A 12,459-nucleotide genomic window follows, 5' to 3' on the forward strand; every position below is an offset into this window, starting at 1 on the left:
ACTGCGAAAGGGAACAGTCGGTTGTGTACGGTGGTCAGCCAGCTTTCTGAAACGAAAGCTGCCGGTTGAGGCGGAGTGCCCGGTGCGAATCGTGTTCTGGCAGGTCGGGAAGGAATTTCTCTGGAGATCGTTCAAACTGCGAATTTCGAGAAACTTACTTCCGATGCGGAAAAAAGGTCAAGAGGGATCCGCCTTCGTCCGCACAGTCTCCCTCTGCCGGATAGATTGGCTGGTTTTTGCTGTGTTTCAGCCAACATTCCCACCGCGAGTCGTCTGCATGGGCGGATTGAAAGCTGTGCGGACGGCTGGGGCTTACAATTGTCTTTGGCGCAATTTCCCGCATTGCCGCTAAAGTTTGCCAAATTGCTTCAAGCTGCAGCGTTGTCAATGTCGATCTCCGAGTAACTCTGGTCGTGCGCCCGGATTCCAGTGGTCTGGATCTGCGGCTGAGCCTGACGAGTTGAGTGCAAGGAGATCGTTATGCGTCGGAGTGCGTGCTTCCTGGCCCTGTTAGGATTATCCGTACAAACTGCGGTCGGCGAAGATGCTTCCAAAGCCGCCACCCGACCCGCGACCCCATCGCAGCGGAGCATGCAGTTTTTCAGTGCTGCTCCGGTCACCCCGGTTGCGGAAGTGACACCGCAGCGCTTCTCTCGCTCGACCGCGACCAAAGAGCAGGAATCGGATCTGCAGAACTACTACAAGGAACTGTTTGGCGAAGCGGACATGCCGACCGCCAAACCAGCTCAGCCGGCCAAGCCGAGTGCCGAAGCCAAGAGCCGTGTCGTGCAGGCGGAATACCAGGCCGACCCGGTCGAAAAAGGGAACGAGATTCAACAAGTCCGGGCCGAGCGGTTCAACGCCCGCCCCTTCCCGGGAGCTGGAAAAGCTGCCGAGCCGACAGCGGCGACTCCCGCGACACCCGCCACGAGTCCCGCAGCATCCAGGAGTTCACTGACCCAGCCGATCTCCACCAAGCCACAGCCCGCACCGGAAACTCCCGCTGGCGGCCTCTCCATCTCACGTGGAACACCCGCAACCGCTGCCAAGATCAAACGGGCCGAGCCGACCGCGCAGCCCCGGATCACTCAGGAAGAATTCGGAACCGCCGCTCCGGCCGTCTCGGTAACCTGGCGGAAGGAATCGGAAATCAACGTTGGTCAGGAATGCCGCTGCCATCTGGTGGTGAAGAACTCCGGCCAGACCGCCGCTCAGGAAGTGCAGCTGCGGGCCTTCTTCCCGGAAAACGTCCGGCTTGTCAAAGCGGTTCCGGCTCCGGCCTACAGCCAGGAATTCCTCGGGTGGCAGATCAGCGAACTGAAGGCCGGCGAAGAGCAGGTGATTGAAATTTCCATGATCCCGCTGCAGCGGGGAGACATCGCGACCCGCGCCGACGTCCGCTTCTCGGGGACGGCCAACGGTCTGTTTGCCGTTGCCGAACCGATGCTCGGACTGGAAATTGAAGGTCCGGCCCAGGTCCTCATCGGTGAACCGGCTCCGCATACGGTGACCGTCACCAACCCCGGAACCGGCATCGCCAACAACGTGCAGATCGAAGCTCATATTCCGGAAGGTCTGGAGCACGCCCGCGGTCACCGACTGGTGATGGAACTCGGTTCTCTGAACCCCGGTGAATCCCGCAGCGTCCGGCTGGCACTGGCCGCCGTGAAGGGTGGCTCGCAGAACCTGCAGGTCGAAGCACGTGCCGAGTCGGGTCTCGTACGTCATCAGGCGACGGAACTCGTCGTCATTGCTCCGAGTCTGAATACCACGATCGCCGGTCCCTCGATGCGATATCTCGGACGCCAGGGGACATTCGCCCTCACGGTGTCCAACGACGGTGCGGCCGCTTCCGACAATGTGCGGGTCATGCACAAGATTCCGAGCGGATTCGAATTCGTCAGCTCCGATCGTGGAGCCCAGTACGATTCCGCCACCGGGCTGTTGAACTGGTTCGTCGGTCGTCTCGAGAAGGGACAGAAGGCTGAGATCAAAGTGACCCTGCTCGCCAAGGAAGCGGGTGAACAGCGACACCTGGTGCGGGCGACTTCCGAACATGGCACGACCAGCGACGCCGACATGACCACGATGATCGAAGGGACCTCCTCACTCGCCCTGCAGGTCAAAGATCTCGAAGATCCGGTCGAAGTCGGCTCCGAAACGGTCTACGAAGTCCGCGTGAAAAACGAAGGGTCCGCCGCGGCCCGCAATGTGGCTCTCGGTTGCGAACTGCCCGCCGGAATGTCCTTTGTGAGTGCTGAAGGCCCGGTCGAGTTCCGTGCTGAGCGGGGGAGCGTGCTCTTCCGATCGATCCCCGAACTGGGGGCCGGCCAGTCGGTCACCTTCAAGGTCAAGGTTTCGGCAGCAGCACCAGGCAGCCTGCGGTTCCGGGCTCTGCTGACCAGCGAATCGGTGGGAGAACCTCTGGCCGCCGAAGAAATGACGAAGTTCTACGGGGAATAACACAAGTCCCTGAACGTCATCAACCTGTCTGATCAACTGAGACAGCCATCCGGATTTTCGGGTGGCTGTTTTTGTTTTGGGGATCGGAAGTGATGAACCCCACAGCCGCTACTTCGGGCGACCCAGATTCACGTCGCGCCGAAAGTCACTGATGCGCAGCGGATCGAGATGCTTCTCCGCCGATTTGCGGACCGACTCACACAGCCGTTTGATGCGGGCCTCGGCCACTTTGTCCTTTGCCTGCTGCGCCTTGTACACCGCCTGGACCTGCAGGGTCTCGATCCGGCCTACGAACTGAACGAGTGTCGGCAACCGGCTCAGTTCCCCCAGAAAACGATCGACTTCGCTCCAGCGATTGGCTGCCGCGGCTGCGCGAGCCCGCGACATCAACACTTCCCGTGTCGCCACCAGATCGATCAGTTCCGTCTGCAGCAGCGAAACTTCCCCCTCGACATTCAGCCGGGCCCGATCATCGGGGACTTCGATCAACAACTCCGGCACGTTCCCGGGGATGAGGGGAATCCTCGCCAGCAACGCCTCGCCACTGAACACATGCAGGTATTGCAGCGGATGTTCAGGAATGACCGGCACGGTAACAATGCCGCGGCGGTCCGTGATCAGTTTCAAACGGTCTTCGACCGGGTCCTGATCGGTTGGATTCCGGTTCAGGAGTTCACAACGGTAACCGACGAGCGGATTCACCAGATCTCCGCGAGGGGCGATATGAACCTCGGTCGCCGGCAGGTGGGGTCGAATCCGCATCGCCATCACTTCCATCCGTCGACGGGTGGCGGGAATCGGACTGCGGAATGTCGAGATGAGCGACAGCACCAGTCGGCTCCGCTGGACAGCATCTACCTTGAGGTACGTCCAGGGGAGGAGCTGAATCATCCGCAGCTCTTTTTTGCGATCGAGATAGCGAAGGTAGGGGACCAGATAATCGCCGGGCTGAAACGGCGCCAGTGTCGGGTCTGCCGGAAACAACTCTCCGGCCCGCACCAGAAACTCGATGCGGTTCCCTTCCAACACTTCAATTTCGGCGAGCGGCCGAAAGGCGTCGGTCACGGCGTTGGCGATGAGCGCCGGCAATTCCCGTCGATCGACCGTGCTGAAAATGTATTCGCTGCTCAGCGTCCGCGAACTCGTATCCCATTCGCGACAGTGGATTGTATAGCTGCCCAGCGCCGCCTGAACCGTGACAAAGAAGACTTTGTCTTCGGGCACCAGTTCGAACCGTTCGAGCACCGCCGCATCGGTCCAGCTGGAGAGCGAAGTTCCGGAAACCGGCAGCGACGTGACCAGCTCCTGCTTCAGCGACCACATCTGCCGGAATCGTGCAGTGAGAATCGCTTCCGTCTGGGCGACGATCTGATTGCGGGTGGCGTACGGGAAGGCGGGATCAGCGTCGATGCGAATCAGGACCTGTACGTCATACGGTCGCAGGGTGACGGGGATTGATTCCGGTGCGGGGGTCTGCGTGGCGACTGCCGGAGCCGTCGTGGCAGTCGATGGAGCCGCTGCGGGCGTTGAGCCGGTTGGCCCCCCTTCCGTCACGGGGGTGGAAGGAGACTCGATGCGGTCCGTGGCTTCCTGAGTCGCCGCGGGGGCGGCGGTGTCAGCCTGTGCAAAGACCCACGAGGGAACGGCGCCCGCGCCAACCAGCAGCAGCGCAACGATCAGCAACGGACCGCACCGTCGTGGCGATGTCGTTGTGCGGGAAGAGGTGTTTTCGAAGAGCTCAGTCGGCATCACGGGAGCTCCGTCTGGTACCAGGGATCAATGGTCCAATGGTCGATTTCATCGTAGCAGTGCACCATTCCCTGTCGAATCCCCGGCGGTGTTCCCTGAGGAAACCGCTGAATGTTCTTCCGCAAGACAAAGTACTGTTCGATTTCCCACAACGGGACATAGGCCGTGTCGTCCCAGAGATGACGATGCAAGGTCTGCAGGGCATTGACGGCGCGGCTCTGGTCACTGGTCCGATCCAGCTGGACCAGCTCCTGCTTGAGCCAGTCCGGATAAATATCCAGATCCTTCAGTCGGGCCTGTTCCTGAAAGGTGAGAAAGGGCCACATCTCCACAAGCGGTTCAGTCATCTGCAGCGTGCGGTAGACGATGTCCCATGACTCCGGCTTCGGCTCATGCGCGTAAACCAGATTGATCTGCAGACCGGTTCTTTTCCACGTGGCAGCAATCTGTCGGGCTGCCTCTTCGACTTCATCCCCCGGGGCGACAATCATGGTCAGGGGAGGAATCTTTTCGTTCAGCTGCTTGCTGGCTGCGATGGTCAGTGCCAGGCAGGCGGAAAGGTCAAAACGCCGCGCCTGCACGAGCACGTTTCGTCCTGGGCTGTCGGAAAGAAATGGCGTCGTGATCGTTTTTCCATGAGCAGCAGTCGGGTCTCGCAAAATCACGTCCCGCAACACGCGTTCGCGATCGACACCATATGACAGGGCCGTTCGCAGTTCGCGATTGCGGAGCGGCCGGCTGGCGGGATTGAACTGCAGCAGATGTGTGGTCGGCACCAGACTTTTCAGGACGAAGAAGTCTTTGAGGAATGCCTGATCTCCCTGCATTCGGCGGATGATCCAGTCCGGCAGCTGCGGCAGCATAGAGACTTCACCCAGCGAAAGGGCCTGCACCGCTTTCTCGGGAGTGTCGTAGCGATGCTCAATCACTTCGGCCACATGAAAGCGCTTAGAGGCTTCCGGCTCAGGGATCACGCGGAGATACGTGGCGGCCTGTTCGGTCTGTTCCATCAGTCGAAAGCCGCCGGGGTTGGCGAGGGGACCGATGGCGAGGGGATCATCGTTGTCGTGGTGCAGACGGAAACCGGACAGCAATGGTTCCAGCCGGGGAGGGACCCGGCGAAAGACCAGTCGAAACTGGGTGGGCGATTCGACGATGACCGACTCCACGAACGACGACAGCCGCTCGTCGAATTCCGTGTCCGAAGGATCGAGTCGCCGCAGTAAGGGCGAGACCACATCGGCTGTCGTGACGACCCCCTGCATCTCATAGGGCTGGCGGAACTGACGGAGTGTGAACCGCATCTCCTTCCCCAGATTCAGCGGCTCCCACTCATCGAAAAAGCGAGTCCGGTAATACGCGGTGCCGTCGCGGACCCGGTCAATTTCAAACAGCGGCAGTTCCGTCAGCTCGCGACGTCGCAGATCGGCTGCCGAAGGAAACGGATAGGCATCATTTTCACCCGGCAGTGATGTCACCCCGACATGGAGCCGCTGATATTTCTCCGTGTAGAGCCGATACTGCGAGCGCAGCTCGGGTGCACGGGGCCAGATGCGAGCCGCCACTTCCGCTTCGATGGCCGCCTGACGGGGATCTCCCTGTTGCAGCGCGGCAGCGGCCTGTTGCAACGTGCTGCGGGTCTGAGCCGCCAGCTCCGCAGCATATCTCTGGTAGACCGGGTGATCGGGGAAATTCTGGAACAGCCGCTTCAGGTAAAACAGGGCACGGCGTTCATCGTGATCCTCCCGGGCCTGTTCAATCAGCTGCTGGACAGCGATGCCGGTTTGCTCCGACAGCCCCGGGTAGTTCTTGTCCCGTTCGAACAGCTCATCGAGGGGGATGAGTGCGGACAGGGGCTGCCCTTGAGCAATCCGCTTTTCCGCGTCGGCCAGCAGGACCTGATGATACGCTTCGGTGACTCCCGGCCAGGTCGGTGCGGTCCGTTGGAGTCGGGTGAGGAGCTCCAGCGCGATATCGATCTTCTGTTCCTGCAACAGCATCGACATCCGCTTCAGCAGATTGGTCTCGTAGTAGATAATCTCCCGGACCTTTTTGTACTGAATCCGGTATTCCGGACTGGAAGGGACGTCGGCCAGAGTTAACACTAGATGCGCGGCGTCATCAATTTCGCGCAGCAGCCGGTCACGATTTTCGAGGGTCGCCTTGGCCCGCTCCGCTTCTTTCTGGCTGACCCGTTCTTCGATCTTCTTGAGCGTATCCGGACGGGGAGTGACCGGATCGACGATCAACACCTCATCCGTGAACAGCACTACCCAGTCTTTTCGTTTTTCGTTGAGCAGTTCTTGTGCAGTGGGAACCTGCAGATCGGCCAGCTTCGGCAGCGCGGGCTCATCCTGAGCGTGGGCCACCAGCGGCGTCAGCGCTGCCGACAGCCAGAAGAGCCCCATCAGCAGGCGCAGCCGACAACAGACCGAAACCTCGCGACGGAAGACAAAGGCAGACGGCATCGCCGCCCAGCTTGTCGCCAATGAATTCAGGCGATTCCCACGCTCGCGACGGAAGACAAAGGCAGACGGCATCGCCGCAGCCTCCGGGCAGGTTCGGAGGAAGTCGCGGGGGACGTCGGGCTGAGTCAGGGTGAAAGAGCTGTTCATGGCAATGCGATCAGTGTGCCGTCCGTGGTCGCGACAAAGATCTTTCCTCCAGTCTTCAGGGGGCCCAGTGACAGCGGTGACCGGGTGTCAAACGATGTGAGAACCTCGCCTGTGCCGGGATGAACCGTCAGGACCATTCCATCCTGACGGGCGATCAGCAGCTGGTCATCGATCAACTCGATTCCGGCCACGGGGAAGCGATCCAGCGGCAACGTCCACGCACTTTCCAGATCGCGTTGCGGATCGAGGGCATGCAGCGTCGTCCCATCCACTTCGACGAAGATCTTCCCCGCAGCAATCCAGAGTCGATTGGAAACGGGAGCGTCAAACTGCCGCTTGCCTCGCGGTTCCAGATGATCGGTCGCAAACACGGACACCTGCTGCGTGGAGTCGACCACCGCCAGTAATCCTTCAGCGGCCGCAGGGAGTCGCTGCAAGGATTGTCCCAGTTCCACCCGTGCTCCTTCGGCCAGGTTCGGACGAGGCGATTCATTGAGCCGCAACTGCAGGATCAGACCATCCTTGGTGAAGGCCAGAGAATTCGATTTGTCGACCGGCAGGACGGACAGCCAGACGCGCGGCTCGCCAGTGGGCTGCAGGTAGTCCTGCACGGCTGCCTGACCAGACTGACGGACCACGTGCAGCCGTCCCGGAAGTGGAACCACGATGAAATTTCCGATGCTCGAAGGCGCCGCCTGTGGAGGTCCGGGGAGCTGCGGCGACGCTTCGATCTTGCCGGCGGCATTCAGAATCCAGACGCGCGGCTCCGGGTTGCCGCAGGCGATGGCCAGACGTTCTCCCGGAATGGTGGCGGCGAGAAGCGGATCGACCAGATCCGCGTGCAGCGGGAGACGCTCGGTCGGTTCGGTGATGAACTTGCTTTCACCAAACTGGCGATCAGTGATGCGAAAGGCCTGTCCGGCGGAGTTCACAGCTGCGATGTTGAGGGGGCCTGTCGGTTTGCAGACCCAGGCCAGAATTCGGCCACCGACCACCGCCTGCCAGTCGCTGGTCAGTTCATCCCGATCGGTGCGGGTGAACGTCACCGCCTGCGTATAGGGGCGGCGACGGGCATTGAAGAGGTATCCCGAGATGAACTGCAGCGGTTGTGTGGCGACTCCCTGCGCCACCGGATTCCCATCGAGTTGCAGTGAATCGGTCGACAGCTGCAGCCGTGCCAGTGCACCCGTGGCCATCCAGAGTTGACGATCGGGCCCCGTCAGCAGAAAGACGGGTCCGGAATGCTTGCCTTCACCGCGATAAACGGGACCGGTGGTCAGTGGCGGCTGTCCGGGATCGGCTGACAGTGAAAAAGCGCTGACCCGTTCGCCAGAGGAGGGGACAAACAGATCGCGTCCCCGTAATACAGCGGGATCGATGACCCGTCCGTTCACTCTGGCACTGGCGGCCTCGGTCAGCGGCTTGGCGGGGTCTTCCACCGTCAGCAGACGCAGCGTCGCCTGATCGGTTCCGTTCTGAATCAGCAGCAGATAGTTCGAGGCCGAAAGGAGCGGTGCCTGCACCGAAGCGGGAGGCTGTCCCAGATAGGTAACCGTTTCACAGGCAAACGGGCGGCGTGTGAGCGTATACAACACCTCTTCATTGCCGGCGACGACGATTCGGGATTTGTCGGACAGTTCGACGGGCCCCGAAACGGTCTGCGAAAACAGCAGCTCGTTCAGGATCTCGCCCGATGCGACGTCGACGGCGAGGAGACGCCGGTCGGCAGTCGCCACGTAGATTGCATCGCGCGTCAGCAGCGGTTGTCCAATGACATTCGTTCCGAGCGGCTGTCGCCACAACAACGCTCCGGTGTTCTGATGGAGCCGGACCAGCTCCTGATGCCGAGTATCGAACAGGAACACGCTCGGATGCGTTTCTTCCGTCATCGGGAAGAAGGGGGTGTCAAACCCGATCTCGCGGCGCCACAGCGGGAGGCCGGTGACCATCTCAATCCCGAACACGCAGTCCTGTGCGACAACAATGACGGCCCGCCCGGAAGCCACTTCGTCCTGTCGGGTTCGACTCTGCGAAGCCAAAGTCAGGAGGGATTTTGGCCAGTCATGGTCGGTGGTGAGCGCCTTCTGGTCCAGGTCCTTCTGCAGGACCCGATCCTTTTCGGCAGCCAGCGTTTTCTGCGTGGCAGCGACGACCTTGCGATCGGACTCGAACGGGGGATAGCGGATCAGCAGATCGCGACGAGCTTTCAGGGCTGCCAGCGGATCGTTCCGCGCCAGTGCGGCGTCAATCGCGGCCAGCTGTTCTTTGAAGACACCTTCCTTCAGGATGGCGGCCTCGGAAGTTCGCATGGAACGTTCGATCTTTTCGAGCGTTTCCGTCGGCGGTGTGGCTTTGGGGGCATAGTTCTTCAGAATGGTGCGCGCCTGATCCGCAATCTGCAGCAGATTCGGATCGAACTGTTTGCCGGCCGCAACGGCGGCTCCCAATGAAATCGTGCGTGCGTGATCTACGAACTCTTGATGCAGACTCTCAAAGCCATTGCGGTCTTTTTCGGAGTCGATGAACTTCCGCAGTTCGGTCAGACCTTCGCTGTATTTGGGAGTCGCACTCTGGATCTGCTGTTTCACCCGGGCGGAACCGAGAAGGTGCCGGGCATCGGTTGCCAGTCCATCCTTCGGATGATTGGTAATGAAGCTCTGCAGCGATTCGATTCCCGCGGCATACTTTCCTTCATCGTAAAGTGACTTGGCGGCGTCGAAGGCCTGCTGCGTCGACTGTCGCGTGCCGAGGAAGTAGACGATCAGCCCGGTCAACGCGAGCACGACCGCACCGCCAGCCAGCCCGAGGACCAGCGGAGACCGTAACGGATCTTCCTCTCCGGGCCGCACCTGCCGGGCACGCATGACCTGCCGCATGCGGTCAGACATCGCGTCCATTTCTGCGGGAGCGGGCCGTGCCACGGGAGCGGTGACCTTCGGGGTCGGTGCGACAGCCGGACTCGCACTCACGGGGGAGGGGGCTCGCGCGGCGGGAGGCGTGGGCTCAGCGACAGGCCTCACCGGTTTCGGTGGGTTGACGGGGGACTTGGGAGTTCTCGATTTGGGAGTGACCGGAATTTCCGCAAGACTTTCGGCGGCCAGCGCATCGAGTGCGGCGGTCAGACTGTCGAGATTCGGCACCTCCACATCCCGTTCGGGGCGGGCAGAGGACCTCTTTTTATCGGGCTCGCCGGTCGGCTTTTTCCGTTTGGCGATCTCGTCGGAAATCGGTTTCAGCCCCTGGTCGCGGGCCGGCTTCACTTCCGCGGCGTGCGAGCCGTCGTGCTCCCCTTCGCGATACCGGATATCCACGGTGCCGAACCGCAGCACATCTCCCGCCTTCAGCGTCGTCCGCTGCATCGGTGTGCCGTTGACTTCGATCGGATCGACCCCGGCAGCGACTGCCTCAAAGCCGGTGCTGCCCCAGCTCACGCGGCAATGCATAATGTCGACGCCGTCTTCGTCGATGCAGAGATCATTCGACGGGTGACTGCCGATTGTGATCGGCGTCTGCTTGGACAGTTCCCGGCGTTCGTTCTCGCCGGTGTAGTGCATGATTTCCAGGAAGGCCATGCGTGAACTAACGTTGCTAGGGAATGGATTACCGCTTGGTCCGGTCGGCGGCAGCGAGGGCTGCTGCGGTCCGGCTCAGTCATCATCGCGTTTCGAGGATCGTCGGATTTTCTGCATTTCAGCAGCGAGTCCCGCATCCATCACCGACACCACCGTGCCGTGCGTCGATTGCGGATGCGCTTCGATCAGCAGCTCATTCTTCTTTTCATCGCGGATCTTCGACTTCAGAACTTCGACCAGCTCTTCGACTCCGGCGACAGGGACGTCGTCCACGCGAATGGCGTTGTTCTCATCGATATCAACCACCACGGAGTCCGACTCGACATCCTCCGCCGAGATCGCCTGTGCCCCGTAGCCGTCGCTGGCCGGTTCCGGAGCGGTTGACTCCAGTGACTTCTGCGTGCTGAACGACGCGGTGATCATGAAGAAGATCAGCAGCAGCATCACCACGTCGACCATCGGAGTCATGTCGAGCCCCGATTCCGGAACGACATCTTTCCCGAAGGAGAGTTCCAGCTCCTCCCCTTCTTCCTCTTCGTCGTTCCAGGGGTTGTGTTCTTTTTTCCAGGCGGACTCCACCGGCAGGTTGTCGGTCGACGCGGGGCGGACCAGATGCAGGCCCCCACCCGCCTGATCTTCAGCACCGACGGGAATCGGTTCTTCGGGCACGGGCACGGTCGTCCGGTGCAGACATTGCGGACAGGTCACCGCCTTCCCCGCTTTCCGCTGGGAAATGCTCAGCAGCTGTCCACAATGATGACATCGAAACTGAATAGGCATACGTGCTACCGGGTAAATTCTGCTGCCAGAGCGGTCGCGGAACAGGAGGATTCCGGCCTGAGTGCGCGGCGTTTCGCTACTTCAGGCGGTCGACCACTCCCATGTAATATTTCAGGTCCGGATCCACTTCGCTCGCAGCCCGTGCCACTTCTTCGACCACACCCGAGGGGACATCGCGGTCGGCCTTGAGGATCAGCACATTGCGATTTTCCCTGACCTGCTCCTGCACATACTCTTTCACAGCCGCCAGATCGGCGGGACCGTTCTCCTTGCCGTCCGACAGATAGATCTGCGGATCACTGTCCGTTTTGAAGATCGAGATCACGATCGATTTGTCGGTGGGGACTTCAATGCCGTGATCGGCCGGCGGAATCTTCATTTCCGTCGACTTGCTCATGTTCGACGAAATCATGAAGAAGATCAGCAGCAGCATCACCACGTCGATCATCGAGACGATGTTGATTTCATCGTCTTCGGGAGGCTGCTCGCGGCCTTTGCCAAAAAGTCCTCCTGCCACGTCTTGGTCCTTGTCCGGGGTCTCGAATCGATGCGGGGTGACCGCCACTCAGAAGCGTCGCGCGTCAGGTGGTCTTCATCGCCTTTTCCAGATCGTGCAGGAACTCGCTCAACTGCTCCTGCACATTGTCCGTCAGCTTCCCTTTCTTCACGTGCACGGCGGACCCCAGAACCGTCATCGAGACCGCGATCGACAACCCGAACGCTGTCGCAAACAGCGCGATACTGATCCGGCGGGCGAGGTCGAGCGGGTCGACTCCGGTTGTGGAAGTGGCCAGAGCCGCGAACGCCGCGATCATCCCGGCCGTCGTTCCCAGCAGTCCGAGCATGGGGGCGATCTTCACAATCGTGCCGATCCAGGCGTTCCGGTAATCGAGTTCCGCGAGCACATCACGCTCGTACTTTTCTCCGAGCAGCTGTCGCAGCTTGTTCAGCCCACGGTCGCGATTGGCGAGGGCCACGAGAATCAGCTGCGCGCTGGCCTTGCTCCAGTAAGGAGGCGAGTCACACAACTCAGCCACACCGTCAAAATCGTGGCTCGACAGTTTGACCCGAACCTCATCCAGGAACTCACTGGCCCGCGCCGGTGAGCTGAAGCTCTTCTGCCGGATTTTGCGATAGATCAGCACAGCACAGAAGATGCCGTACAGCAGAGCCAGCCCCTGCAGACCGTACACGGCCGGCTCAACCACCAGCCTGATAAAATCGTCCATTCACACACCCTGAAGATCGGTGGAAATTCGCTACCCGGATTCCGGCTCTCA

General features: G+C 60.8%; 7 protein-coding genes. 1 reads left to right on the top strand and 6 read right to left on the bottom strand.

Annotation, left to right across the window (positions count from 1 at the left end):
- Positions 1-480 precede the first annotated feature (480 nt).
- A complete protein-coding gene (locus tag SH664x_RS01380; RefSeq protein WP_437204373.1) occupies positions 481-2,463 on the top strand; it encodes a hypothetical protein in 1,983 nt (660 codons plus the stop codon).
- A gap of 108 nt (positions 2,464-2,571) precedes the next feature.
- Here the strand turns inward: SH664x_RS01380 and SH664x_RS01385 are convergent, their stop codons facing one another.
- The 6 genes from SH664x_RS01385 to SH664x_RS01410 form a co-directional block, all read right to left on the bottom strand.
- On the bottom strand, positions 2,572-4,212 hold the full coding sequence (locus tag SH664x_RS01385) for a hypothetical protein (RefSeq protein WP_437204374.1): 1,641 nt from the start codon (positions 4,210-4,212) through the stop codon (positions 2,572-2,574).
- Positions 4,212-6,827 (bottom strand): ABC transporter substrate-binding protein, encoded by a 2,616-nt coding sequence (locus SH664x_RS01390; RefSeq protein ID WP_437204376.1) that lies wholly within the window; start codon positions 6,825-6,827, stop codon positions 4,212-4,214. The genes SH664x_RS01385 and SH664x_RS01390 overlap by 1 nt, the downstream gene beginning before the upstream one ends.
- Entirely contained in the window at positions 6,824-10,399 is a 3,576-nt protein-coding gene (locus tag SH664x_RS01395; RefSeq protein WP_437204378.1) for an outer membrane protein assembly factor BamB family protein, read from the bottom strand. Before SH664x_RS01395 ends, SH664x_RS01390 begins: the two co-directional genes overlap by 4 nt.
- Before the next feature lie 75 nt (positions 10,400-10,474).
- Complete coding sequence (locus SH664x_RS01400) at positions 10,475-11,179, bottom strand: biopolymer transporter ExbD (RefSeq protein WP_437204380.1); 705 nt, start codon at positions 11,177-11,179, stop codon at positions 10,475-10,477.
- Between the two features lie 76 nt (positions 11,180-11,255).
- Complete coding sequence (locus SH664x_RS01405) at positions 11,256-11,696, bottom strand: ExbD/TolR family protein (RefSeq protein ID WP_437204382.1); 441 nt, start codon at positions 11,694-11,696, stop codon at positions 11,256-11,258.
- A gap of 64 nt (positions 11,697-11,760) precedes the next feature.
- A complete protein-coding gene (locus SH664x_RS01410; protein ID WP_437204383.1) occupies positions 11,761-12,408 on the bottom strand; it encodes a MotA/TolQ/ExbB proton channel family protein in 648 nt (215 codons plus the stop codon).
- Positions 12,409-12,459: the final 51 nt, after the last annotated feature.

Origin of the sequence: Planctomicrobium aquicomposti, assembly GCF_051466325.1 — a bacterium.
GTDB lineage: Bacteria > Planctomycetota > Planctomycetia > Planctomycetales > Planctomycetaceae > Planctomicrobium.